The organism is Nocardia sp. NPDC049737, from assembly GCF_040674755.1.
Lineage (GTDB): Bacteria > Actinomycetota > Actinomycetes > Mycobacteriales > Mycobacteriaceae > Nocardia.
Map to the genome: position 1 here is coordinate 88,594 of NZ_JBFANH010000031.1, position 26,581 is coordinate 115,174.

13 protein-coding genes are annotated in these 26,581 nt (G+C 66.7%); 5 read left to right on the forward strand and 8 right to left on the reverse strand.

The features are described from left to right. Nucleotides 1-12: 12 nt before the first annotated feature. A complete protein-coding gene (locus tag AB0J47_RS33770; protein ID WP_364355582.1) occupies nucleotides 13-1,017 on the reverse strand; it encodes an ATP-binding cassette domain-containing protein in 1,005 nt (334 codons plus the stop codon). 398 nt (nucleotides 1,018-1,415) lie between these two features. Between AB0J47_RS33770 and AB0J47_RS33775 the strand changes: the two genes are divergently transcribed. Continuing rightward, nucleotides 1,416-2,939 (forward strand): aldehyde dehydrogenase family protein, encoded by a 1,524-nt coding sequence (locus tag AB0J47_RS33775; protein WP_364355621.1) that lies wholly within the window; start codon nucleotides 1,416-1,418, stop codon nucleotides 2,937-2,939. Nucleotides 2,940-3,173: 234 nt separating this feature from the next. Here the strand turns inward: AB0J47_RS33775 and AB0J47_RS33780 are convergent, their stop codons facing one another. Beyond that, a complete protein-coding gene (locus AB0J47_RS33780; protein ID WP_364355585.1) occupies nucleotides 3,174-4,415 on the reverse strand; it encodes a TetR family transcriptional regulator in 1,242 nt (413 codons plus the stop codon). A gap of 130 nt (nucleotides 4,416-4,545) precedes the next feature. Here AB0J47_RS33780 and AB0J47_RS33785 point away from each other — a divergent pair, with 130 nt between their 5' ends. After that, nucleotides 4,546-5,349: an enoyl-CoA hydratase-related protein gene (locus tag AB0J47_RS33785; RefSeq protein WP_364355588.1), complete on the forward strand. Its 804-nt coding sequence runs from the start codon at nucleotides 4,546-4,548 to the stop codon at nucleotides 5,347-5,349. Between the two features lie 182 nt (nucleotides 5,350-5,531). Further along, nucleotides 5,532-6,557, forward strand: coding sequence for an SDR family oxidoreductase (locus AB0J47_RS33790; protein ID WP_364355591.1), 1,026 nt, complete (start codon nucleotides 5,532-5,534; stop codon nucleotides 6,555-6,557). On the opposite strand, the gene AB0J47_RS33795 is transcribed toward AB0J47_RS33790, so the two are convergent. Then, nucleotides 6,558-6,932 carry a helix-turn-helix domain-containing protein gene (locus tag AB0J47_RS33795; RefSeq protein ID WP_364355594.1) on the reverse strand — a complete coding sequence of 125 codons (375 nt, stop codon included), beginning with the start codon at nucleotides 6,930-6,932 and terminating at the stop codon, nucleotides 6,558-6,560. It lies immediately after the preceding gene. Between the two features lie 91 nt (nucleotides 6,933-7,023). Here AB0J47_RS33795 and AB0J47_RS33800 point away from each other — a divergent pair, with 91 nt between their 5' ends. Beyond that, a complete protein-coding gene (locus tag AB0J47_RS33800; protein WP_364355597.1) occupies nucleotides 7,024-7,950 on the forward strand; it encodes a zinc-binding dehydrogenase in 927 nt (308 codons plus the stop codon). 14 nt (nucleotides 7,951-7,964) lie between these two features. Continuing rightward, nucleotides 7,965-8,372, forward strand: coding sequence for a nuclear transport factor 2 family protein (locus AB0J47_RS33805; RefSeq protein WP_364355600.1), 408 nt, complete (start codon nucleotides 7,965-7,967; stop codon nucleotides 8,370-8,372). Here AB0J47_RS33805 and AB0J47_RS33810 read toward each other — a convergent pair. The 5 genes from AB0J47_RS33810 to AB0J47_RS33830 form a co-directional block, all read right to left on the reverse strand. Continuing rightward, nucleotides 8,369-9,619, reverse strand: a complete 1,251-nt coding sequence (locus tag AB0J47_RS33810) for an Nramp family divalent metal transporter (protein WP_364355603.1) — start codon at nucleotides 9,617-9,619, stop codon at nucleotides 8,369-8,371. The two genes, AB0J47_RS33805 and AB0J47_RS33810, sit on opposite strands and share 4 nt — an antisense overlap. 119 nt (nucleotides 9,620-9,738) lie before the next feature. Further along, a complete protein-coding gene (locus AB0J47_RS33815) occupies nucleotides 9,739-10,728 on the reverse strand; it encodes an alpha/beta hydrolase family protein (protein WP_364355624.1) in 990 nt (329 codons plus the stop codon). Between the two features lie 230 nt (nucleotides 10,729-10,958). Then, nucleotides 10,959-21,587: an amino acid adenylation domain-containing protein gene (locus AB0J47_RS33820; RefSeq protein ID WP_364355606.1), complete on the reverse strand. Its 10,629-nt coding sequence runs from the start codon at nucleotides 21,585-21,587 to the stop codon at nucleotides 10,959-10,961. 226 nt (nucleotides 21,588-21,813) lie between these two features. Next, nucleotides 21,814-22,092: a hypothetical protein gene (locus AB0J47_RS33825; protein WP_364355609.1), complete on the reverse strand. Its 279-nt coding sequence runs from the start codon at nucleotides 22,090-22,092 to the stop codon at nucleotides 21,814-21,816. Between the two features lie 98 nt (nucleotides 22,093-22,190). Next, nucleotides 22,191-26,468, reverse strand: a complete 4,278-nt coding sequence (locus tag AB0J47_RS33830; RefSeq protein WP_364355612.1) for an amino acid adenylation domain-containing protein — start codon at nucleotides 26,466-26,468, stop codon at nucleotides 22,191-22,193. Between the last annotated feature and the right edge of the window lie 113 nt (nucleotides 26,469-26,581).

A 26,581-nucleotide genomic window follows, 5' to 3' on the forward strand; every position in this document is an offset into this window, starting at 1 on the left:
TTCCGGAACTCACTAGTGGCCGCCCGAATGGCCGGTGATGGAAAGGAAGACATCGTCGAGCGACGGCCTGCGCAGTGCGATATCGGCCAATTGGATCCCGGCGGCATCGAGCCTACGCAATGCCTCCGACAGCGTGGCCGCGCCGTCGGGGGCGGGAATCGAAATCCGGTCGCCGCCATCGATATCGGCGAGTACGGCGGCGGGCACCAGATCACCGAGTGCGTTGGCGGCCTTGCCGAGCTGACCCGGAACCAGTGGGACCACCTCGCAGTAGCTGCCGCCGGTCTTCTCCTTGAGTTCGTCGGCGGTGCCCTCGGCGATCACCGTGCCCTTATCGATGACGATGATGTTGTCGCTGAGCACATCGGCTTCCTCGAGGTACTGCGTGGTGAGCAGCACCGTGATGCCCTGATTCTTCAGCGCGGTCACCAGATCCCACACGCCCTGCCGGCTGCGCGGATCCAGACCGGTGGTCGGCTCGTCGAGGAAGACCACCTCCGGCCGCACCACCAATCCGCAGGCGATATCGACCCGACGACGCATACCGCCGGAATAATGGCGCACCGCGCGACGGCCCGCGTGCACCAGGTCGAATTCCTCGAGCAGGGTGTCGGCGCGCTTGCGGGCGGCCGATTTGCCAAGTCCCATGAGTCGGCCGAACAATTCCAGGTTCTCCCGGCCGGAGAGGTTCTCGTCGAGCGCGGCGTACTGGCCGGTCATCATGATCGAGCGGCGCACACCCGCCGGATCCTTCAGCACATCGTGGCCCGCGACCACGGCGGTGCCGGAGTCCGGGCGCAGCAGGGTCGACAGCACTTTCACCATGGTGGTCTTGCCCGCACCGTTGGGCCCGAGGATGCCGAGCACACTCGCCCGCGCGGCGGTGAAGCTGATGCCCTGCAGCGCGTGCACATCGCCGAATGACTTCCGGACATCCGCAACCGCGACCGCCGCGTCACCACCATCGACGGGTGGTGGCTCGCTGGTATGCGAATCCGCTTGGTTCAAACTCGGCATCAACTCTCCACTGTGTCTGATCGGCGGCGTTCGCGGGGCCGGGGCGGCGACCGCGGGTCGCCAAAAGCGTGGGCATGAATACGTCCCGGTTGGTGATCCCTGTCGCCACGCGTGATGTTACCGGCAGAGCCATCCCTGCAGGGCAGACCGCGCCATACCCAGCGGACTGCAGCCTAAGTGTGTGCTTACTCACATTTCTTTCCGCCGACCCACCCGACCGGAGAACGCCGCTGGTGACGGCCCTCGAGGGGCAGCGTAGGGGCGGTAGCGACACCTTGTCCGGCCGTCGCGGCGCCCATAGTCTGCTAGACGGGGGAAACGCACTCACTCGTTTGCGGCAGCGCTGCTTCGCCAAGCGTTCAGCGACCTGCGGCGGATCGACCCTGCGAGAGGTGACCATGGCCGAGACCGCGCAGCCGAGGCTGGCAGCGCATACGGGAGGATCGGGCCGACCGAACGTGCTGACGTCCTATGACCCGCGCACCGGCGAAATCGTCGGCAACTACGCCGTGATGGGCGCGGGCGAAATCAACCGCACCGTACGCGCCGCACGCTCCGCTGAAAAGTGGTGGGCGGAGCTGGGATTCAGCGCCCGCAAACGCTGGCTACTGGATTGGAAGCGCAGTATCGCCAGGCGCGCAGGCGAATTGGTGGAAATCCTGTGCGAGGAAACCGGAAAACCGGAGGCGGACGCGGCAATCGAGGTGATGCTCGCCGTCGAGAATCTGGATTGGGCGGCCCGCAATGCCGCACGCGTGCTGGATCGACGCAAGCTCGGCGCCACCTGGCTGACCCGCAATCAGCACGCCTCCGTCGGCTATCTGCCGCTCGGCGTGGTCGGCGTGCTCGGGCCGTGGAACAACCCGGTCTTCACCCCGATGGGCTCGATCGCCTACGCGATGGCCGCGGGCAATGCCGTGGTGTTCAAACCCGATGAACTCACCACCGGCGTCGGGGTCTGGCTGGCCGACAGCTGGAACAAACTGGCGCCGAATCAGCCTGTGCTGCAGGTCGTTACCGGGGATCACGCCACCACCGCGGCTCTATGTCGGGCAAAGGTGGACAAAATCGCCTATGCCGGTTCGGATGCGGGCTCACGCGAGGTGATCACGCTGTGCGCGCAGACCTTGACGCCGGTGGTGGTCGAACGGAACGGCAAGGGCACCATGGTGGTTCACGTCGACGCCAAACTCGACGAGGCCGCCGAGGCCGCGGTATTCGGCGCGATGGCCAATGCGGGCCAGAACTCCACCGGCATCCAGCGGGCTTATGTCGCCAACTCCGTCTACGACCGATTCCTGGAACTGGTGATCGAACAGGCGCGGCGGCTGCGGCCCGGTGCGGATAAGCGCGCGTCCTACGGTCCGATGATTCTGGAATCGCAGGTCGAGGTGGTGCGCAAGCAGGTGCGCGACGCAGTGGCCAAGGGCGGGCGCGCGGTGGTCGGCGGACTGGATTCGATTCGCGACCCCTATATCGAACCGATCGTCTTGGCCGAGGTGCCGGAGGAGAGCCTCGCGATCACCGGCGAAGGCATCGGGCCATTGCTGATCGTCAACAGGGTCGCGAATATGGACGAGGCGGCGCAGCGGATCAACGCGGTCGGCAATGGTGTCGCGGTGTCGGTGTTCACCCGGGATGTGCACGGTATCGAATCCTTCGCCGAGCAACTGCGGGTCGGCGTTGTGACCATCAATTCTTCGACCACGTATGCCGGGATTCCGGCGCTACCCTTCGGTGGGGTCGGCGAATACGGACAGGGACACCATCACGGCGATCAGGGACTGCGCGAGTTCAGCCGGACGTTGGCGATCGCACGCAAGCGGTATCGGGCCCCGGTCAATCTGTCCACCTTCGACCGGCACTCACGGCATCTGCGCACGGCCAAAGCGATCTTCCGGATGCGTCACGGAGGTGTTTGATTTGCCGCGCCTGCGGCGCGACCCGTTCGCGGCCCCCTGGTGTCTCGCGTCCGTGCCGTCGAGACTCGCTCCATCGGGGTCGTAATGGCGGGCCCTACAGCACCTGATGCACGCGCGTGCTGCAAGGGCGAGTCCCGCGCCTGCAGCGCATACGCTTCGACAACTCAGAAGCGAGACCGGCCGCGAACGCCGCTCGTAAGACACGCTCCGTTGGGGGCGACGATCGTGCGAGCGTCAGCCCAGAAGGACGGCCTCCATCAGGGCGCAGACTCGGGCCAGTTGTTCGGGGCGTGGGTCGAATTTGGTCAACCGGCCCACGTCGATCACCTGAGCGATGGCGGCATGCACGCGAAAGCGCGCCTCCACCGAGTCGCCGTCGAGCAGGTTGGCCCACTCCAGCACGTTCTGGCGCTGGATGGCGCGCAGCTTGTGCTGTTCGGCCTGCGGCAGGTTGCTGAATTCGGCGTAGTAGACCGGCATGATCTCCGGCATCGCGAAGGTGAGCCGGGCCTGGCGGTAGGCAATGCGCCGCACCGCGTCCGGACGGCTGGTGGCCTCGGCCAGCGCCTCGGTGATCGCGATGGCCACCCGGTCGCCGGTGCGGTGGAAGGCGGCGGCGAGTAGATCGGCCTTGCTGCTGAAGTACCGGTAGACGCTGGAGGCGTTGATGCCGACGGCCGCGCCGATTTCCTCGATGCTGGCCTCGTGATAGCCCTGGCGACCGAAGATCCGGATCGCCTCGGTGAGCAGCTGTTCGCGTTTCGAGGTGACCGGCAGGCCGCGGGTGGCCGGTCCGGGCGTGGGCTCGGTCGGTGCGGGCGGCAGTTCAGCGCGCAGGATCGACCAGCTCATCTCGCGCAGCAGTGGCATCAGCCGGGCGGTGGCGAGCGTGGTGCGATGCGAGGAGATGCTGGCGATGGCGCTCAGCACGCCGGCGGCGAGCATTGCCACGTCGGCGGGCGGTGCGCTGGGACGCAGCTGTCGGATCGGTTCGGCGAGCGTCGCGTTGAGCGCGTCGTAGACCTTCCTGATCCGGGCGCGGTCGTCGGCCTCCAGGTAGCGCCGCTCCCAGCGGTACAGTCCGGCCTCGCGACGAATATCGATGGTGTGTTCGCTGATCGCCTTGATCAGCGCGTCGAGCCGGGATTGCGGCTCCAGATTCGGATCGTCCGCGGCGCGCGCGACCTTCAGCAGATGCAAGGCACCTTCTTCGGCGGCCGCGACCAGCAGCGCGTACTTGTTCGCGAAGTGGCGATACAGCGCGGGCCCGGAGATGCCGACCTCCGCGGCGATCTCGTCGACGCCGACCGGGTAATACCCGCGTTCGCTGAATGCACGCGCGGCGGCCCGGATGATCTGGACCTTGCGATCCTTCGGGCGACGCCGCACCGTCTGGGCCGGCTCCGCCCCCGTCCTGTTCCCACCCGCGTCGGGCCGCGCGGAAGCGAGACCGACCTCGCTGCGATCCGCGACCATGTAGCTCTCCGTTCCGGTGCGGCGCCGTTGGTTGACAGCGCCGGACAAATCATCCTAAGTTAACCACAATTCGCAAAGTTAACCACCATTCATGGGAATGCCCCGCCGGATTCCAGACCAGGAGCACCAAATGAGCAACCCCGATTCCGCGACCACATCCGCGGGTTTCAGTGCCGTCAATGACGGCAAGGTGCTCCGGGTCACGCTCACCAAGCCCAAGCGCAAGAACGCCATCGACTACGACACCATGGTCGCCCTCGGTGACACCTTCCTCGCCGCCGCCGAGGACCGTTCGGTGCGGGTGATCGTACTGACCGGCGAGGGCGGCGACTTCTGCACCGGCGCCGATCTTGCCGCATCGGCCGCCGAGGCGCAGCGCGGGATCACTTCGGACATGGTGATGGATGCGGCCAACCGGCTCGTGAAAGCGATTGTGGACGCGCCGATTCCGGTCATCGCGCGGGTCAAGGGCGCGGCCGCGGGTGTTGGTGTCGGCATCGCGCTGGCCGCCGACCTGGTCTACGCCGCCGAGGATTCCTATCTGCTGCTCGCCTTCATCAATATCGGTCTGATGCCCGACGGCGGTGCGGCAGCCATGGTCGCCGCCGCGGCCGGCCGACCGCTGGCCGCGGAAATGGCTCTGCTCGGCGAGCGACTCCCCGCGCCGGCGGCCAAGGCGGCCGGACTGTTCACCGCCGTGGTCCCGCAGGACGAACTCGACGCCAAGGTCGAGGCCGCGGCCGCCAAGATCGCCGCGGGCCCGCGCCGCGCCCTCGAACTCACCAAGAAGGCATTGAACGCCGCGACACTGCCCGCCTTGGACGCCGCGCTCGCCGCCGAAAAGTCCGGCCAGAGCGAACTGCTCCAGTCCCCCGACTTCTTCGAGGGCGCGACCGCCATGCTCACCAAGCGCAAGCCGGTCTTCGCCGACTGATCGGGTCGGCGAGCGAGCATCGAACCGAGCTCCGTGCGGGGATCGTCAGCGTCCCACGGCTTACCGCTGCCTAGCGAGTGATGCGCGGGGGCCGCGCCGACCACAGGTGCGGCGACCGTCCCGAGGGCGGAGCGTGATCCCGGACACAAGCGTGCCCGCACGAGCGACTATGTTGATCGGCTATGGCTTACCTGGTTACCGGAGCAACTGGGTTCATCGGTCGATTTCTTATTCCCGAGCTGCTGAAACGGGAGCGGGATATTCATGTGCTGGTCCGGCCGGGGGATGATTCGGCGGACCGGTATACCTGCTGTGCTCGGGAATGGATGGGCGGGGAGCGGGTGCGGGCGGTACACGGGGATATGGGAGCGCCCAGGCTCGGCATCGATCCGGCCTGGATCGCCGAGCATCGGGGCTCGATCGAGCATGTCTTCCATCTGGCGTCGAGCTATGACCTCGCCGAACGCGGCGACGGCACCAGACATGTCGTCGATGTCGTGCAAGAGTTGAAAGCCACTCTGCTGCACCATGTCTCGACGGTGGATGTGGCGGGCGGGTTCGACGGCCTGTTCACCGAGGATATGTTCGACGAGGGTCAGGTGCTGAGTTCGCCCATGCAGCGGGCGAAATTCGAAGCCGAGAAGATCGTGCGCGAATCCGGGTTGGGCTGGCGGATCTATCGGCCCTCGATCGTGATCGGACATTCGCGCACCGGTGAGATCGATCGAATCGAAGGGCCCTACTACTTCTTCCGGCTGCTGCGGATGGCCGCGCAGCTGCCGAGGATCCTGCCGGTGCTGGTGCCGAAGCTGGGTGAAACCAATATGGTCCCGGTCGATTTCGTGGCTCGCGCACTGGCCCACATCGCACACCGGCCCGACTCGAACCACACCACCTACCACCTGGCCGATCCGCGCCGACAGAGCGCGGCCGAGGCGCTGAATCTGTTCGCCGACGAGGCCGGTGCGCCGCATCTGGTGGAGGTGATGCCCAAGCGCACCCTGGAGATGATGCTGCGCGTTCCCGGCACGAGCTGGCTACTACCCCGCGTCGGCGTCCCCCAGGATGTGTTGGAGCACAGCGAATTCAGCTGCTGGTTCGACTGCCGCAACGCCACCGCCGCACTGGCGGGCACCGACATCAAGGTGCCGCCCCTGGCCGCATATGCTCCGGTGATCTGGAAGTACTGGATCGAAAACTGGGTGTGATCAGCCCGCCTGCTCGTATTCGGCTCTGGCCGCGTCGATTTCGTCGATGTGCTCGATGGCCCAGGCCCGCAGCACATCGACGGCGGCACTCAAGCTATGGCCGAGCGGTGTCAGCGTGTATTCGACGGTGACCGGCACGGTCGGATACACCGTGCGCGACACCATGCCGTCGCGTTCCAGACCGCGCAACGTCTGGGTGAGCATCTTCTGCGTAATGCCCTGCACCTGCCTACGCAGCTGCGAGAAGCGCAGCGTTCCCGGCTTCAGGGCCAGCAGCACGAGCCCGGTCCAGCGTTCACCGAGCCGATCGAACACCGCGCGGGACGGACAGTTCAGGTTGAAGATGTCGTATGCCATGAGATCGTTGGTATCCACCAGGTACCTATACCACTAATTACTGCCTTCTTTCATCTGGAAACCAGCCCTCTTAGTGTCGTTTTCGTAGCAATGACCAGGAGGAAGTCAGATGAAGGCCCTTGCAGCAACCGGTGATCCGACCTTGGTGCGGTTCGTCGAGGTCACCGAACCCACGGCCGCCCCCGATGCGGCGGTCATCCGGGTCGAGGCGTTCTCGGTGAACCGCGGCGAGATTCTCGCCATGACCGGTGCCTACGGCACGCCGACCGTACCGGGCACCGTCATGGGACAGGACGTTGTCGGCCGGGTCGTCGCGGCCGCCGCCGACGGATCGGGGCCCGCCGTCGGAACCAGGGTGGTCGGCCATGCCGAGGGCGGCGGGTGGGCCGAGCGGGTAGCCGTCCCGACCTCCGCACTGGCCGAACTGCCCGACACCCTTGCCGCCACCAGTGCGGCCGCCTTGCCGCTCGCGGGTTTGACCGCATTGCGTCTGCTTCGGCACGTCGAGGCCCCGGCGGGCAAGCAGGCGCTGATCACCGGCGCATCCGGCGGCGTCGGTCATTACCTGGTGGAATTGGCAACGGCCGCAGGCATTTCGGTGACGGCGGTGGCAGCATCGCCCGAACGCGGCGCCCGGCTGGCCGAACTCGGCGCGGCCGTCGTCCATGATGTCGCGGACGCCGACGGTCGCTTCGATGTCATCTTCGAATCGGTCGGCGGCGATGTCTTCGCCGCCGCGCTCGCCCGGATCGCACCCGGCGGTACCGTGCTGTGGTTCGGTCAGGCCAGCCTGCAACCGATCCGGCTCAGCTTCTTCGAATACCTTGCGGTCACACCGTTCACGCTGCGGCATTTTCCGCACTGGGTCGCCGACACCACCGATGCCGAGGATCTGCGCGTGCTGGTCGACCTGACGGCTACCGGTCGCCTGCATCCGGAACTCGGTAGGGTCGCCGACTGGGCCGAAACGGCGAGCGTGCTCACCGATCTGAACAACCGCCGGATCCGCGGCAACGCGATCCTCACCATCGCCTGAAGGAGCGAGCGATCATGTCGACCACCGAGCAGACCCGCGCCACCATCCTGGCCTATATCGAGGCACTCGGATCCGGTGACGCCGCACGCGCCGCCGGGTTCTTCACCCCGGATTCGACCTGGACCCTGTTCGGCGAGCTGCCGACCGCGCGCACCTGGACCGGCCCCGAGGAGATCTTCGGGCAATTCGTCGCGCAGATGATCGAGCGGATGGACGTGTCGCAGCCGATCGGACAGGAGGTGCGGACCGTGCTGGCCGACGGTGCGCAGGCGGTCGCCGAATGGACCACCCGCGCGACCACCAAGGCGGGCGAACCGTATGCCAATAATGTGGCGATCGTCTTCCGGGTCGAGGACGGCAAGATCGCCGAAGCCCGTGAGTATTTCGATACGGGCTATGCCCAGCGCACGCTGTTCGCCTAGTTGCCCGTGACGGTCAGGTAGATAAGGGCCACGTTCAGCAGGCTGATGATGATGGCGACGAGCCAGGCCAGGCCGGTGGTTACGCGATGGTTGACGTCGGCGCCCATCAGGATGCGGTCGCTGGTGAAGCGGACCAGGGGGATCAGGGCGAAGGGGATGCCGAAGGACAGCACTACCTGCGAAATGATCAGTGCGCGAGTGGGATCGATGCCGATCGCCAGGATCAGGATGGCCGGGATCAGGGTGACCAGCCGCCGAACCAAGAGCGGAATCTTACGGTTCAGCAGGCCTTCCATGATCATTGCCCCGGCATACGCGCCGACCGACGTCGATGCCAGCCCGGAGGCCAGCAGGCCGATCGCGAGCAGTAGCGCGGCGACGGGACCGAGCGCATCGCCGACAGCGGCGTGCGCACCCTCGAGGGTGTCGACATTCTCGCGGCCGCGCAGGGTATTCGCGGCCATCAGCAGCATGGCCATATTGACCGTGCCCGCGAGCACCATGGCCAGTCCGACGTCGTATCTGGTGACCCGCAGCAGCCGTGCCCGCAGCGGACCCACTTCGGGCTGACCGTGCCGATCACGGGCCAATCCGGAGTGCAGGTACACCGCGTGCGGCATGACGGTCGCGCCGATCATGGCCGCTGCGAGCAGCACACTTTCAGCGCCCTGGAACCGCGGCAGCAGACCACCGACGGTGCCGGAGACCGACGGCGGCGAAATCACCACGCTGGCCAGGAAGCCGATGGCGATGACGGCGAGCAGACCGGTGATGACCCGCTCGAACGGCTTCTGCCCGCGCTGGTTCTGCACCAGCAGCAGTGCCATCGAAACCACACCGGTGATCAGTCCGCCGAGCAGCAGCGGCAGATCGAACAGTAGCTTCAGCGCGATCGCGCCGCCGACCACCTCGGCCAGGTCGGTGGCCACCGCTACGGTCTCGGCCTGCACCCAATAGGCAAGGCGTACCGGACGACTCGACTTGTACCGCACCGCCTCCGGTAGCGACATCCCGGTGACCAACCCCAGCTTCGCCGATAGGAACTGCACCAGTCCGGCCATCACATTGGCCATCACGATGACCCACACGAGTAGGTAGCCGAACTGAGCGCCCGCGCTGATATTCGACGCCACATTGCCGGGATCGACATAGGCGATGGCCGCTACGAAGGCTGGACCGAGCAAGACGGTGACGGATCTCGCCCGGGTCGTCACGTTCCGCGCCGACTCGACCAGGGTTGTACTCATAGAACAGAATTTTACGGGTTCCCGAACTTTTTGTTTAGCACTATCTATATAAAACAGACCGCCCCGGTTGTGTACAAGGTCACAATCGGGGCGGTCGGTTGGGAAGCGCGGGGATCGACTCAGAGACCGAGGCCCTTGGCGAGGGTGGGCCAGGAGGCGTGCAACTCGTCATTCCAGTAGCCCCAGGAGTGGGTGCCATTGGGACGGAAGTTGAAGGTGGCGGGGATGCCCAGCGAATCCAGCTTGGCCTTCATGTTGTTGGTGCAGTAGTTGGTGCCCGCCTCGATGACACCGCCGATCAGGATCTGGTTGGCCAGACCGCCCGAGCCGGGCAGTGCGTACTGACCGTCCAGGGTGTCGTACGGGCCGGGCAGACCGTTGCCGGTCGAGATGTAGAGGTCGGTGCCGCGCAGACCCTCGGCGTTCACGTAGGGATCGTTCGCCGTCCACTCCGGCCCACCGATCGGGCCCCACATGTTCTCGACATTGCCGCCGCCCCAGGTCTCGACGGTCAGCCTGACGAACTCCGAGCCGACCGGATCACTGGTCTGGGCGCAGCCGCTGTAGGCCGCGGCGGCCTTGTAGAGGCCCGGCTTGGCGATCGGCAGCGCGAGCACGGTGGTGCCCGAGGTGGACAGCCCCGCGATCGCGTTGGTGCCGTTGGTACCGAGCGCGCCGTCGATCAGCGGCGGCAGCTCCTCGGTGAAGAAGGTCTTCCACTTGTTGCGGCCGAGAACCGGATCGTCCTTGATCCAGTCGGTGTAGTAGCTCCACTTGCCGCCGATGGGCTGCACCACATTGACGTTCTTGTCGCCGAGGAACTTCAGCGCATCGGTCTTGGCCACCCAGGACGCGCTGTCCTCACCGCCGCCGGCACCGTTGAGCAGGTAGAGCACCGGGCGCGGCGCCGAGGCGTCGGCGGGGCGCTGCACGTCGACCGGGAAGGTCCGGTCCATGGCGGCGGAGTAGACATACAGGCGGATGCTGCGGTCGCCCTTGTACTCCGCCTTGGTGATCTTCGAGCCGTCCGGCGCGACCGGGTTCGCCAGCAGCGTCTTGGAATCCATGATCGGATCAGCCGTCGCGGTAGATGCGCCGAAGCCGGACATGACCCCCGCGAATACCGCGGTTGCCGCGATCACCGCCGCCGCACGTGTGCCGCGACGCCGGATCAGACTACGCATCAATTTCACACCTTCACTTCGTATTGTGATTACGGTAGGGCTTCCCCTTGCCGCGGGCATGCACCGCGGCCGACCATACGGCCTATTTAGTCGTGACGATAGTGGACATCGTTACCGCAATGTTGCTCCATCATGCCTGAACGGCCGGAATGTGATTATGGTCGCCCCGGATATCGCTGACCGTATTCGGCCAGCCCGCCGAGGGCTCGGATCCAATGTTCGGCGAAGGTCTTGACCTCGTCACCGCCGAATACCTCGGCCGCGTAGTCGAAGCGAACGAGCAGGCCCTCGGCGGTGGCGTCAGCGGTGATATCGAGCAGCAGATCCCCGGCCGGTGCGTCGGTGTGCACGCGCGCCGGGCGCAGATCTCGATAACGCAATCCGCACCGGCCGGTGGGGAGTGCGCTCAGGGCGGCGGCGGTATCCGGATTGAGATAACGCAGCAGGCCGTACCCGACGCCATAGGACGGCACGGCACCGGTGAGCCGTTTGACCTGCTCGATCGCGACACCCGCCGCGTGACCACCGACCAACGCCTCCTGGATGTTCACCCCCGCCAACTGCAGCGGGAGCGGGTAATCGGTGGTGAAGGCGCCGACGAGGGTATCGGCCTCGGCCATCGCCCGGCTATCGGCGTGCAGCCGGACCACCGGGCCGATGGCTTCGGTGACGGTTTCGCCCGCGGAGGTGATCTGGGCGAGCGCGAGGGCGGTGAGCAGGACTTCGTCGACGCTGACACCGTGTGCGGCGGCCGCGGCGACGACGGCGGCGGTGCCCTCGGTGGTGATCGTCAGCGAGACCCGGCGCCGCGAGCGCAGGTTCTTGTTCGTGGCACCTGCCTTGGCGGCGGGAACCACGCTCAGGGTGTGGTGCCACCACGCCATTTCCTCGATTGCCGCCGGGCCGCTCGCACCCTCGGACAGGACTCTCAGCAAGTCGGATAGTCCGGACTCGGGAACGGCGGGCGTGCGGTGTCTGCCGCGCGACCAGGCCAGTGACAGCTTGTCGATGATGGTGCGCCAGGAGGTGTCGTCCACGACGAGGCCATTGGCGACGATGACCATGCTCGTGGGCACCTCGCGGCCGCCGACCAGTACGAAGCGGATATTGCGGCCATGTGCCGGATCGAGTTCGCTGGCGACCGCGCGCACCACATCGTCGACCGGCGGCGGGGTCTGATCGATGCCGTACTCCAGGCCGAGGAAGGCCTCGTCGAGCCGCTGTGCCTCGGCCGGGATCTCGAAGACCGGATCAGTACCCGCACCGTCGCGGTGCAGGCGGACCCACAGCATCGGATGCTGTTCGAGCACCGTATCGACGGCGAATTGCACCGCCTCCGGTGAGTAGTTGGGCGGGATCTCGAGGGTGACGACGCGCAGTTCGACGCCGATATCCAACAGCCGCACGGCATTCGGGGTCAGCGATAGCGGGATGGGCGCGTCGTCGGGTTCGTCCGGGCGGTGCGGGACGGCGAATTCGATCGGGTCGTCGTCGTGGATGACCGCGAACGGGACGCGCTCGGGTTTCTCGGCAATCTCGGGTTCGTCGTCGTCGAGATCCAGTGCCGGGGCCTCGACCGTCGGGGGCAGCTCATCGGGCGCGGCCGTGTCCTCGGTCGGTTCCGGGACATCGATAGGTATCGGGACCAGGACCGATGTCGGGTAGTCGTGGTCGAACGCGGCCGGATCGGCGAGCGGTGCCGCGTACTCGTATCCCTCCGGTACGGCGGCGGGTTCGACCGGCGCGAATGCCTCGGCTTCGGTTGGCTCCGCGGCATCCTCGACCGGCTCCGGCGCTGCGAGCAAGGCGGCCAGGACCGGTCCGATTTCGGCGAAGGCCGCCGGAGACGTCATCAGCTCGTGGGTCGCCTCGACCGGATGCTCGTTGATCGTGCCGTCGACGTACGGCCGCCAGGCCCGGGATTCGGCGGTGTGGCCGGCGGCGCTGAAGAACTCGAGCGTGCCGTGGAAAACCTTGTGCTGATGGTTGATTCCGAGCTCTACCGAGCGCACCGCACCGCGGTAGCTCTGACGCAGTCGGTCCGGGGTCAGCAGCGCCAGTTCCGGCGGGATGTTGGCGTACAGCACCGCGAGCGCCTCTTCGGTGAGGTTGCGGATATTGCTGTCGCCCAGCATGTCCGGGCCGATGCCGAGTTCGGCGAAGGCCGAGCGCAGCTCCGCCCAGAAGTCGGCGATATTGCCGCCGGTGCGACTGTCCAGCATGGCGAGTAGCGCGACTTCGGCACCCGCGGACTGCAATTCAACCGCGACCGCATGGGCCAGCGCACCACCGAGCGACCAGCCGAGCAGCCGATACGGCCCCTCGGGCTGCACCGCGCGGATCTCCTCGACATAGCGCCGAGCCATCGCATCCAGCGAATCCGGCCGGAAGTCGGATTCGGACAGCGCGGGCGATTGCACACCGAAGATCGGGCGGTCGGCGGGCAGATACTGGGCGAGACCGGTGTAGCACCAGGACAATCCGGCCATCGGATGGATACAGAACAGGGCTTCGCCGGTGCCGTACCGGATCGGCAGCAGCACATCGAGTGCGGCCTCGGCGTTCAACCCGTATTCGTGGGCCTCGGTGTCATCGGCCGCCATGATGCGCTGGGTGAGCGCGGTGACGGTCGGATCGGTGAAGAACCACTGCACCTGGACCGCGATACCGGTCAGCTCGCGCAGCCTGTGCACCGCGCGCATGGCGGCCAGCGAACTGCCGCCGAGTGCGAAGAAATCGTCATCGGAGCCGACCCGATCGATGCCCGATCTCCGGAGATCCAGTACCTCGGCGTATACGTCGGCGACGGCCTGTTCCTGCGCGGTCGAGGGCGCGCGGTAGGGGCGCGGGGCGAGCTCGGGTGCGGGCAGCGCGGCGCGATCGAGCTTGCCGACCGGGGTCAGCGGCACCATATCGAGTACCACCACCGCCGAGGGCACCATATGCCGAGGCAGGCTGCGCGCGGCGTATTCGGTGAGCGCACCGGTGTCGATGGTCCGCCCCGCTACCGCAAGCACATAGGCGACGAGAATCTTCTCGCCCGTTGGGGTTTCCCGACCGATCGTGACTGCGAATTCGACATCGTCGTGGCCGCCGAGCACCGCGTCGATCTCACCGAGTTCGATGCGCATACCGCGGATCTTGAGCTGGAAGTCCGTACGACCGATGTATTCGAGCTCCCACTCCCCCGGTTCGCCGACCCAGCGCACCAGATCACCGGTGCGATACATCCGCGCACCGGGCGGACCCCACGGATCGGCGACGAAGCGTTCCGCGGTCAGCGTCGGACGGTCGTGATAGCCGCGTGCCAGTGCGGTGCCACCGAGATACAGCTCGCCGACGGCACCGGGCGGCACCGGGCGCAGCCGCGAATCCAGCACCACCATCGGCGTTCCCGGCACCGGGCCGCCGATCGTGATGCGCCCTCCGGCGATCATCTCGCTCCACGACGCGGCCACCGTCGCCTCGGTCGGCCCGTAGCCGTTGATGAAGTGCCGTCCCGGTTGCCATCTGGCGACCAGCTCGGGCGAGGTGGAATCGCCACCGCAGCACAGGTATCGAAATTCGTCCAGACCGGCCGGATCGACCGTGCCGAGGACAGCGGGAGTGAAGATCGCGTGCGTGACCCGCTCGGTGCGCAGCAGCGCGGCCAGATCCGGTCCGCCGAGGATGGTGGACGGCACGATGACCAGCGTCGCGCCGTTGTGGAAGGTGCAGAGCCACTCCAGAATCGACGGATCGAAGCTCGGCGAGCACAGATGCGCGAACCGATGCTGCGGGCCGAGCTGGAATACGGCGCTGGCGTTCTCGACGGCGCCGCCGACGCCGACATGGGTGACGGTGACGCCCTTCGGTGTGCCCGTCGAGCCGGAGGTGTAGATGACGTACGCCGGATGCTGCGGCAGCAGTGTCGCCAGCCGCTCGGCATCGGTGATCGGCGCTGGCGACTTACTGGCGACGGCGGCGTGGATCGCGGGATCGTCGAGCTGTAGCCAGCTGGTTTCGGTCGACTCGTCGGGCAGCCGCTCGCTGTAGGTGGAGGTGGTGATGCCGAGGACGACACCGGAATCGGTCACCATTTGCCGGATCCGGTCCGTCGGATACGTCGGGTCGATCGGCACATGCGCGCCACCGGCCTTGGCGACCGCCCAGAAGGCCGCGACCATCTCCAGCGAACGCGGGAAGGCTAGTGCGACAAGGCATTCCGGGCCGACACCGCGATCGATCAGCACCCGAGCCAGTCGCGAGGAGTATTCGTCCAGTTCGCGGTAGGAGATCGAGCGACCGGCCGTGCGCACCGCGACATGTTCGGGATCGACGCTGACCGCGCTGGTCAATAGGTCCGGCAGCAGCCGGACGGCGGGCGGCTCACCCCTCCGCACCGGTGTCAGAGCCTGCTCTTCGGCCGCGCCGAGCAGCCGCAGGTCACCGATCGGGGCGTCCGGGCGTGCGACGATCTCGGTGAGCAGCCGGGTGAACCGGGCGGCGAACATCTCGATCGTCTTGTCGTCGAACAGATCACGCGCGAAGTTGAACTCACCGCGCAGGCTTTCCGCGGCGGTACCGGGTGCCCACATGGTCAGCGAGAGATCGAATTTCGCGGTGTCGACGGCGAAATCGAAGGTCTGCGCGCGCAATCCGGGCAATTCGAAGGTGCTGGTCGGCAGGTTCAGATACGACATCGACACCTGGAACAGCGGGTGCCGAGCCGTGGAACGCGGCGGGGTCAGCAGTTCGACCAATCGCTCGAACGGCAGGTCGGCATGTGAAAAGGCTTGCAGGTCAGCGTCTTTGGCGTTGGCGAGCAGGTCACCGAAGGTGCGGTCGTCGGGCACCCGCAGTCGCAGCACCAGCGTATTGACGAACATGCCGATCATGTCGTCGAGTTCGGCCGCGCCACGACCGGCCACCGGGGTGCCGATGGCGATATCGTCGGTGCCGGACATGCGCGCCAGGAATACCGACAGCGCGGCGTGCACCACCATGAACATGGTGGCGTTGTGTCGGCGAGCCAACCGCACGAGACCGGCGTGCACCAGCGGATCGATCTCGAATTCGTGGCGCCCGCCGGTGAAGGTCCGCAGCGCCGGGCGCGGGCGATCCGCAGGTAGATTCAGTTCATCGGGCAGATCCGCCAGTGCGGTCCGCCAGTATTGGGCCTGTGCCGAGATCAAGCTCTCCGGATCATCCTCTGAGCCGAGCACCATACGTTGCCAGACACTGAAATCCGCGTACTGTACCGGCAGCGGCGACCATGAGGGAGGTTCACCCGCGCTGCGGGCGGAGTAGGCCAGCATGACATCGCGGACCAGCGGCGACATCGACCAGCCGTCGGCGCCGATGTGATGGGCGACGAATACCAGGATGTGATCACCGGTATCGAGCCGGAACAGGGTCGCGCGGAAGGGCACCTCGACCGTGACATCGAAGCCCGCCGCGACGATCTCCTGCACCTGCCGCACCGCATCCGATTCCGCGATCGGAATAGGGACCAGATCGATCGGCACCTCGTTGGGTGCGAGCACCTCTTGCACCGGCCCATCCGCGGTCAGCGGGTAGACGGTGCGCAGCACCTCGTGCCGCGCAACCATATCCTCGACCGCCGAACCCAGTGCGGCGATATCGAGTTCGCCGGACAGCCGGACCGCCACCGGGATGTGATAGGCCGCCGAGCCGGTATCGAACTGGTTGATGAACCACATCCGCAACTGCGCCAGCGACAGCGGGACCTGCTCCGGCCGCAGCCCGGCCAGTAGCGGCTGTCGCCGACCGGAACCGGCATGGGTCTCGACCTTGGCGGCGAGTCCGGCCACGATGGGTGTCTCGAAGATCGCGCGCACCAGCACCTTGGTATCCAGCGCGTCGCCCACCCGGGCCGCCACCTGCGTGGCCAGCAGCGAATTGCCGCCCATGGCGAAGAAATCGTCATCGCGCCCCACACGCTCGACACCGAGCACCTCGCCGTAGACACCGGCCACGATCTCCTCGACCGGGGTGGCAGGGGCGCGGAAGACTTGGGTCTCGAACTCCGGATCGGGCAGCGCGGCACGATCCAGCTTGCCATTCGCATTGCGCGGCAAGGACGTCAGCGTTACGAACGCATTGGGCATCATGTACGACGGCAGCACCGCGGCCAGCGCGGCCTTCAGTTCGGCGGCCTCGACCGAGCTCGCCTCGTCGGCCGGTACGACATAGGCCACCAGCCAATCACCGATCCGTGCATCGGATTTGACGAGCACCGCGGCCTGCGCGATCTCGGGCCGGGCGAGCAGCGCGCTCTCGATCTCGCCGAGTTCGATGCGGAAACCGCGGATCTTCACCTGGAAGTCGGTGCGGCCGTGGTACTCCAGTTCGCCCTGCTCATTCCAGGACACCAGGTCGCCGGTCCGGTACATCCGGGCACCGGATTCGAACGGGTTGGCCACGAACCGTTCCGCGGTCAGATCGGTCCGTCCGAAGTAGCCGCGCGCCAATTGGGCACCGGCCAGATACAACTCGCCGGATACGCCGACCGGCACCGGCCGCAGACGCGAATCCAGCACGTAGACATGGCTGTTCCACTGCGGCCTACCGATCGGCACGGTAACCGTGTCGGCGTCGGTCACCCGATGGTTGGTGATGGAGACCGCGGCCTCGGTCGGGCCGTACAGGTTGAACAGGTCCGCGCCATTGTCCTGACGGAATCGCTGTGCGGTGGCGGCCGGTAGCGTCTCACCGATGGCCAGCACCCGGCGCAGTGATCGGGACAGGTGACCCGTCGACAGCGCGTCCAGCATCGAGGGCACGACATGCAGGGTCGTCACCGACTCGCGAGCCATCAGTTCGTTCAGATAGGCAGGATCCCGATGACCATCCGGAGCGGCGATGACCACCGTGCCACCGCATACCGCCGCCGTCCAGAACTCCCAGACCGAAAGGTCGAAGGTGGCCACCGTCTTGAGCAGCACCACCTCGTCGGCTCCGAGACCGAATTCGGCTGTCTCCCAGAGCAGTTGGTTGACGATCGCGCCGTGCGCCACCGCCACGCCCTTCGGCTGCCCGGTCGAACCCGACGTATAGACCACGTACGCGGTATTGCTCGGCAGCAGCGCACCGCGGCGTTCATGCGCGGCGAGCGGCGCGTCCGAGTAGTGCAACAGGTCGAGCTCATCGATCGTGACGGAATCGACGACATCGGTATGGAAGCCGTCGTGTACGGAGCTCAACAGGCAGACCGGTCCCGCGGTCCGCAGGATGTACTCGATGCGTTCGGCGGGTTGATCCGGATCGATGGGCACATACGCCGCACCGGACTTCGCCACGGCGTACATCGCGACGATCAGATCGACGCAACGGCGGATGCCCAATGCCACCCGGTCCTCCGGGCGCACGCCGCGTTCGATCAGATACCGCGCCAACCGGTTCACCCGGGCATCGAGTTCGCCGTAGCTGAGCTTGCGTCCCGGCTGATCGGATACCACCGCCACCGCATCCGGGTCGGCGGCCACGGTCGCATCCAGAAGTGACACCAGGGTCGCCGTCGTATCGATCGGGTGTGCGGTGGCATTCCAACTCGCGAGAATCCGCGCACTCTCGTCACCGGCGAGCAGTTCGATCTCGCCGACCCGCACCGACACATCGGCGAGTACGGCATCGAGTACCCGGACGAACCGGTCGGCGAAGCCGCGCACTGTCGTCTCGTCGAACAGGTCGCTGGCATAACCGAAGTCGGCCACCATCCCGGCGGGCGCGCCGTCGTCGGTGTAGCGGTCGGCCAGTGAGATGTGCAGATCCGTCTTGGCCAGCTGCAAATCGAAATCGACCGGCGCGACGGAAAGTCCGGGCAGCTCCAGGGTAGTTTCGGCCAGGTTCTGGAAGGAAAGACCCACCTGGAACAGCGGATTGCGGGCGATCGAGCGAACCGGATTCAGCGCCTCGACGATTCGCTCGAAGGGCACATCGGCATTGGCGAAGGCCTCGAGATCGCGCTCGCGCACATCGGCGAGCAGAGCGGCGAAGCTATCACCGGGACGCACCCGCGTCCGGAACACCAGCGTGTTGACGAACATGCCGATCAGGTCATCGAGTTCGCGCTCACCACGACCCGCGATTGGCGTGCCGACCGCGATGTCGTCGGTGCCCGACAGTCGTGCCAGCAGCACCGCGAGCGCCGCATGCACGACCATGAACAGCGAGGCGTGGTTGGCCCGCGCCAGCGCATGCAGTCGCGCGTGCCGGTCCGCCGAGATCGCGAACCGCACCGACCTGCCCTGGAACGACTGGGCCGGCGGGCGCGGGCGGTCGGTCGGCAGCTCCAACTGGTCCGGCAACTGCGCCAAGGTCCGCCGCCAGTAGGCGATCTGCTGGGCGGCGGGCGATTGCGGATCGTCCTCGTCACCTAGCGCCTCGCGCTCCCACAGCGCGTAGTCGGCGTACTGCACCGGCAGCGGCTGCCACAGCGGCGCCTGCCCGTGCATCCGCGCGGCATAGGCGACCATCAGATCGCGGGCGAGCGGACCCATCGATGCGCCGTCGGCCGCGACATGATGCACGGTCAAGGCGATCACATGCTCGCGCGGCGCCAGGCGGAACAGTGCGACCGCGATCGGAACCTCGACGGTCACATCGAAGGTCAGCACGGCGAAGTCGATGAGCCGGCGCACCAGTTCGTCCTCGGCCACATCGACCGGCACCATGGCGAACCGCGTATCCGGCACCGGATGGATCACCTGATGCGGCCGCCCACCGATGCTCGGATAGGTGGTCCGCAGTACTTCGTGCCGGGACAGCACATCGCCGATGGCCAGCCCGAGCGCCGCCGCATCCAGCTCACCGGTGAGCCGCACGGCGAGCGGAATATTGTCCACCGCCGAGGTCTCGGTATCGAACTGGTTGAGGAACCAATACCGCTGCTGCGCCAGCGACAGCGGAATCAACTCGGGCCGCTCCCCCGCGACCAGCCGCGGTCGACTCCGGCCGGATCCGGCGGTCCGCTCGACGACGGCGGTGAAGGCGCCGACCGTCGAGGCATGGAACAGATCGCGGACCGCCAACTGCGTGTCCAGCGCGGCATCCAGTCGGGCGGTGACCTGGGTGGCCAGCAGCGAATTGCCGCCGAGCTCGAAGAAGTCGTCGTCCAGGCCGACGCGCGCGACACCGAGCACATCGCCGAAGGTGCCCGCGACGATCTCCTCGACCGGTGTCGTGGGTGCGCGGAATACCTTCGCCTCGAATACCGGCGCGGGCAGCGCCCTGCGGTCCAGTTTGCCCATGGGCGTCAGCGGCACCTGGTCGAGCACCGTGATGGACGCGGGCACCATATGTGCGGGCAATTTTCGCTCTACCAGGGCCTTCAGCTCCGCCATATCGACGTTCCGCCCGTCGACGGGGTGCACATACGAGGCCAATACGGTGGTACCGCTATCGAGTTCGTGCCCGACGGTCACCGCGAAATCCACACGATCGTATGCACCCAGTACCGCGTCGATTTCGGTGAGCTCGATGCGGAAGCCGCGGATCTTCACCTGGGAGTCGTTGCGGCCGAGGTACTCCAGTTCACCGGTCGCGGTCCAGCGCACCAGATCGCCGGTGCGGTAGAGGCGGGTGCCCGGTTCGAACGGGTTGGCCACGAATCGGGTCGCGGTGAGCGCCTGTTGGCCCAGGTAACCGCGCGCCAGTTGCGCACCGGCGACATATAGTTCGCCGACCACCCGGTTCGGCACCGGCACCAGCCGATCATTGAGCACATAGGCGGCGATGCCGTGGATCGGCGGACCGAGGGTCACCGGCTCCCACGGCACCATCGGCGCGGTGATATTGGTGGCGATGGTGGCCTCGGTGGGACCGTAGGCATCGAAGAATTCGCGCAGCAGCCCGCCCGCGATCGGTAGTACCCAGCGCCGCACCAACTGCGGCGGACAGGCCTCACCACCGGTCACCACGACCCGCAGTTCGTCGAGTCCGTCGGGCTCCACCGAGGCCAGAGCCGCAGGCGTCACGAAGGCGTGGGTCACCCGCTCGCGCCGCAGCACCGCGGCCAGTTCCGCGCCGCCGTAGACAGTCGGCGAGACGACCACCATGGTGGCCGCACCGCCCAACGCCAGCAGCAGTTCCAGCACCGACGCGTCGAAGGACGGGGAGGCGAAATGCAGTGTCCGGGCCGAACTCGTCACCCGGTATCGGGTCCGCTGCTCATCGCAGAAGCCGGATAATCCCTGGTGGGTGACCACGACGCCCTTGGGGACGCCGGTCGAGCCGGAGGTATAGATGACGTAGGCCGGATGTGCCCCGTGCAGTGGTCGCACCCGATCTTGATTGGTCACCCGGTCCACCGGATACCGCTGCAGCAGTTGCGCGGTGATGGGGTCGTCGAGGACCAGCCATTCGGCGAAATCGGGCAGGCCGCGGCGAACCGCGCCGACGGTCAGGCCGAAGCTCACAGCCGAGTCGGTCAGCATGTGCGCGACCCGATCCGCCGGATAGTGCGGGTCTACCGGCACGAATCCGGCGCCGGTCTTGGCCACCGCCCACACCGCGAGTACCGAATCCACCGATCGCGGAACGGCCACCGCGACCAGATCCTCCGGCCCCACACCACGATCGATGAGCAGCCGGGCCAGCCGGGTCGAACGCTCATCCAACTCGGCATAGCTGAGCCCACCGGAAGTGGTATCGACATCTGCGAATACGACGGCGAGGCCGCCGGGATTCGCCTCGACGGCGGCCGCCATCAACTGCGGCAGGGTGATGACGCGCGTCCGCTGTGTCCGTGTCCGAGCCGGCCGCACCCGAGCCTGGCGCGTCACTGGCTCACCGCTTGCGACTGCTCGCAGGTCGCTCGAAACAACGCAGCTTCCTCATGCCGACGTTGTGCAACCACCCGAAACATGAAGGAGCTCACCTACCCTGTAATCCCTAAAAAGTGCTCCCCTCCCAGCGCTTGCTCAGAAGCATCGCATGGTCAGACCCCGATCGTAACCGCAATGGCCGCTTGTTCCCGCCGACGATCCACCTGCGTTCCCCGGCCGATCGCTACCGCTCAGGGGTTTCGAGCAGCTCAGCGAGCCGGGGACCGATCTCGGTCAACGCTTCAGCAGAGGTCATCAACTCGTGCGTCGACCCGATCGGGCGATCGATGATCTCATCGGAGACGAAAGGCTGCCAGTCGGCGGGGGTGCGATCGCCTCTGGCCTGGGCATCTACCGTGGCGCTGAAGAACTCGAGTGTCCCCTCGAATACCCCTGGCCGGTATTGCGACTGCAGCTCAACCGTGCGCACCCGATCCTGTCCCACCGACCGGTATCCCGGCATAGGAACTTTCCTCCCCTCGCTCATCGCCACTACCCGGACCGGTTGCTACCGGCAACGACCCGTGCGAGCACCTGCCGCCGAATCTTCCGGGTGGAAGATCAACCCAGGTCCGGGACGCCCAATAGCGCACCGAGGTCGACTACAACCGGGACGGCCCCGAATTCCGGCGCGGGCGCGCCATCATCGAGCACCACCGCGTGCAGATCCTCCAGCCCCGTCACCTCGACCGGCCCGAGCCCGGCCCGATCGATGAACAGATGCGTCACCCATTCGTCGGCCAATAGTGCCGAAAGCGTTACGTTGTCCAGGTTACCGGCGGTCACCACAACCGACGCGCCGTTCTCACCGGCCGCGACCACTTCCAGCAGCGCCGCCGCCGAATCCGCGCGGCCGTGCCGGAACAGCCTGGACTCGAAGGTCAGCTCAGTGCGGGCTCGCAGCCGTTTGGTCGCGACGGAAATGTCGTTGTAGGACAAGGTAACTCCGGCGACGAAGGCCGGATCCTCACCGCGCAGCGCCTGGGTCCGGTTAGCGTAGGTCACCGGTCGCGGCGATTCGGCGGCTATCTCGGCGAGCACGTCCGGATCGTCCAGAACCAGCCAGTCGACACTGCTATCGGCGGGCCATGCACCGGCGGTAAGTCCGACCTTGACCTCGAGACCAACCGGTAGCGGACCGTTCAGGCCGGTCACCGGGGTCAATGCGGCACCGGCCTTGAGCACCGCCCAGGTGGCGACCACCGCGTCCACCCCGCGATCCAGCCGGATCACGACCCCGGTGCGCGGACCGCAGCCGCGGCCGATCAACACCCGCGCCAGTCGCGAGGACCGCGCGTCGAGATCCTGGAAGGACACCGCGTCCTCGCCGAAGACCACCGCGGGCCCGTCCGGATCCTCCTCCACCGCGGCGGCCAGCGCCTGAGTCAGGGCCGCACCGCTGGTGAGCGGTACGCCGTCGGCGGCGGGCTCCAGCACGGTTTCCGGCGCGGCCAACGCGCGATCGCGTTCGGCGGCATCGAGGATATCGATATCGCCCACGCTGACCTGCGGGTCCGCGACGACGGCGGCGCAGATCCGGGTCAGCCTGCGACCGAATGCCTGCACCGTCGATGCGTCGAAAAGGTCTGTGGCGTAATTGAATACCGTGACCAGCTCGCCGGGTGCGCCGTCCGCTCCGTGCCGTGGCTCGACGGTCAGCTGCAGATCGAACTTCGCCGCGACCGCACCGGTATCCAGTGCCGCGACCGTCAGACCTGGCAACTCCAGCTTCGGCGGCTCGAGATTGTCGAAGGACAGCACCACCTGGAACAGTGGGTTGTGCGAGGTCGCGCGGTTCGGCAACACCGCCTCGACCACCCGCTCGAACGGAATATCGGCATTGCCGAAGGCCGAGAGGTCGGTCTCGCGAACATGTTCGACGAGCGCGTCGAAGGTGGTTGCCGATTCGGTCGTGGTGCGCAGCGCCAAGGTGTTGACGAACATGCCGACCAGATCGTCGAGCGCGCGCTCACCGCGGCCCGCGATGGGAGTGCCGATCGTGATATCGGAACTGCCCGACAGCCGCGCCAGCAGCACCGCGAGCACAGCGTGCACCACCATGAACAGCGACGAATTGTGCTCCCGGGCAATGCGAATCAGTCCAGCGTGCACCTCGGGCGAAAGCGTGAAGGCCGTCGACGCACCGCGCATGGACGGCACGGCCGGCCGCGGCCGATCCAGCGGCAGCTCGAGCGCACCGGACAGTCCGGCCAATTGCTCGCGCCAGTAGGCCAATTGCTGTGCGGCTACGGAGTTCTCGTTGTCATCGGTGCCGATGACCTCGCGCTGCCAGATCGCGAAGTCGGCGTACTGCACCTCGAGCGGTGTCCAGGTCGGGACATCACCGGCACAGCGCGCGGCATAGGCGAGCATCAGGTCACGGGCCAGCGGTGCCATCGAGGCGCCGTCGGCCGAAATGTGGTGCACCACCATAGCGAGCAGATGACGCTCCGGGGTCCCACGCAGCAGCACGCCGCGCACCGGAACCTCTCGGGTCACATCGAATCCGGTCGACATCAGCTCGGTGATGCGGACGATCGGATCGCGGCTCGACTCGACCGCGAGCCCGCCCGGCCAGGCCTCGGCGACCGGCAGGATCTCCTGGTACGGCAGCCCGCCCGGTCCCGTCGACGGGTAGCGGGTGCGCAGCGCCTCGTGTCGTTCGAGCACATCAGCGATGGCATCGCGCAACGCTTGCACATCGAGTGCACCGGTCAGGCCGATGCCGAGCGGGATGTTGTAGGCCGCCGAGCGGGTATCGAACTGATTGAGCACCCACATGCGCTGCTGCGCCAGCGATAGCGGCACTCGTTCCGGACGCGCCGTCACAACCAGCGGGGTACGGGTTCCGGTCGAGGAGCCGGGCACGATTCGTGCGGCCAGTGCCGAAACGGTCGATGCCTCGAACAGTTCGCGCACCGAGACATTCGCGTCCAACGCTTCGTTGATTCTGCTGACCGCCCTGGTAGCCAGCAGTGAGTTACCGCCGAGGACGAAGAAATCGTCGTCCAGGCCGACATCGCGCACACCGAGCAGTCCGGCGAATACCCCGGCGACGGCCTGCTCGATCGGGGTCTGCGGGGCGCGGTAGGTGGCGCTGCTGACGAATTCCGGTGCGGGCAGCGCCTTTCGGTCGAGCTTGCCGTTCAGGGTCAACGGCAAAGCGTCCAGTACGACGATCGCGTCCGGAACCATATAGCTGGTCAGGAATTCGGCGATCGTGCTGCGCAACTCCGCACCCTGCACCTGCGAATCCACCTCGGCCACAACGTATCCGACCAGACGATCACCCACGTGTTCGTCGGAACGCACAAGCACCACCGCCTGGCTGACCGAGGGCTGGGCAAGCAGCGCCGATTCGATCTCACCGAGTTCGATGCGGAAGCCGCGCAGCTGCACCTGCTGGTCCGTGCGCCCGGCGTATTCGAGATTCGCGTGGCCCGCGAAACCAGCCCAGCGACCGAGGTCGCCGGTGCGGTACATGCGAGATCCCGCCGCCCCGAACGGATTCGCCACGAAACGGGTCGCGGCCAGACCGGGCCGACCGAGGTAGCCACGAGATAACTGCGCACCGCTGACATGGATTTCGCCCGCCACCCCGACCGGAGCCGGATGCAGCCGATCATCGAGCACATAGCTCTCCAGCCCGGGCAGTGCACGACCGATGGCACTGGCCGGATTCTCGGCGAGCTGCTCATCCAGCGCCAGGAACGACACGTGCACCGTGGTTTCGGTGATGCCGTACATATTGACCAGCCACGGCGCATCGAAGGGGTGCCGCTCGTACCAGCGCCGCAGCTGACGCAGGTCCAGTGCCTCACCACCGAATACGACATAGCGCAGCGCGAATTTGCCCTGGTCTCCGGCATGCGAGGCCCGGTCGGCCTCGGCGAGCTGGTAGAACGCGGACGGCGTCTGGTTCAGCACGGTGACCTGTTCGCGAATCAGCAAGTCGCGGAACTGTTCCGGGGAACGGGAGGTCAGGTAGTCGACCACTACCACGGTGCCGCCATTGGCGAGCGCGCACCACAGTTCCCACACCGAGAAGTCGAAGGCGAAGGAGTGGAACAGCGTCCACACATCGGTGTCGTCGAACTCGAACATCAACTGGGTGTTGGCGAACAGCTCGACCACATTGCGATGTGAAACGCCGACGCCCTTCGGAACACCCGTGGAGCCCGACGTGTAAATGACGTAGGCCAGGTTGTCCGGACGCAGCCGGGACGTGCGCTCGATATCGGTGATCGACGATTCGCCGAAGCCCGCGGTTTCGTCGAGCAGCACCACCGGAACGTCTGTCGCCGGAATGTCGCCCAGCAGATCCGATGTGGTCAGCACACAGGTCGGCTGCGCGTCGGTGAGCATGAACTCGAGTCGCTGCGCCGGATACGTGATGTCGATCGGAAGATATCCAGCACCGGCGGTGAGCACACCGAGCAGCGCGACGGGCAGCTGCTCGGACCGCTCGACAGCAACGGCGACCAGCGCTTCCGGTCCCGCGCCACGCGCCATCAGCGCCCGCGCCACCCGGTTCGCGCGCCGCTGCAGTTCACCGAAACTCAGTGCGGTATCACCGAATCGGACCGCGATCGCATCCGGGCGGCGGTGCGCCTGTGCCAGGATGAGGTCGACCAGCGTCACATCCGGCACCATCGCGCCAGCCGAATTCCATTCGTGCAGAACCAGATCGCGCTCGCCGGGCGCGAGCAGATCGATGTCGCCGAGCACCGCATCGGAATCGGCGGCCACCGCGGACAGCACCCGCAGGAAGCGATCGGCGAAGTCCTGCACGGTGGCGGCGTCGAACAAGTCGGTGGCGTAGGTGAATGTCGCCGACATGCCTTGCGCCGCAGTGTCCGATTCGCGGCCCTCCCGGTGCCCTCCGTGGATACGCTCCGCTACCGCCTCCGGGCCCGACGCTCGCGCCGCAGGGACTATCACTCGTCACAACA

Coding starts and splice junctions, on each gene's coding strand:
- AB0J47_RS33770 (WP_364355582.1), bottom strand. CDS start 1,017: ATGCCGAGTTTGAACCAAGCGGATTCGCATACCAGCGAGCCACCACCC.
- AB0J47_RS33775 (WP_364355621.1), top strand. CDS start 1,416: ATGGCCGAGACCGCGCAGCCGAGGCTGGCAGCGCATACGGGAGGATCG.
- AB0J47_RS33780 (WP_364355585.1), bottom strand. CDS start 4,415: ATGGTCGCGGATCGCAGCGAGGTCGGTCTCGCTTCCGCGCGGCCCGAC.
- AB0J47_RS33785 (WP_364355588.1), top strand. CDS start 4,546: ATGAGCAACCCCGATTCCGCGACCACATCCGCGGGTTTCAGTGCCGTC.
- AB0J47_RS33790 (WP_364355591.1), top strand. CDS start 5,532: ATGGCTTACCTGGTTACCGGAGCAACTGGGTTCATCGGTCGATTTCTT.
- AB0J47_RS33800 (WP_364355597.1), top strand. CDS start 7,024: ATGAAGGCCCTTGCAGCAACCGGTGATCCGACCTTGGTGCGGTTCGTC.
- AB0J47_RS33805 (WP_364355600.1), top strand. CDS start 7,965: ATGTCGACCACCGAGCAGACCCGCGCCACCATCCTGGCCTATATCGAG.
- AB0J47_RS33810 (WP_364355603.1), bottom strand. CDS start 9,619: ATGAGTACAACCCTGGTCGAGTCGGCGCGGAACGTGACGACCCGGGCG.
- AB0J47_RS33815 (WP_364355624.1), bottom strand. CDS start 10,728: ATGTCCGGCTTCGGCGCATCTACCGCGACGGCTGATCCGATCATGGAT.
- AB0J47_RS33825 (WP_364355609.1), bottom strand. CDS start 22,092: ATGCCGGGATACCGGTCGGTGGGACAGGATCGGGTGCGCACGGTTGAG.
- AB0J47_RS33830 (WP_364355612.1), bottom strand. CDS start 26,468: ATGTCGGCGACATTCACCTACGCCACCGACTTGTTCGACGCCGCCACC.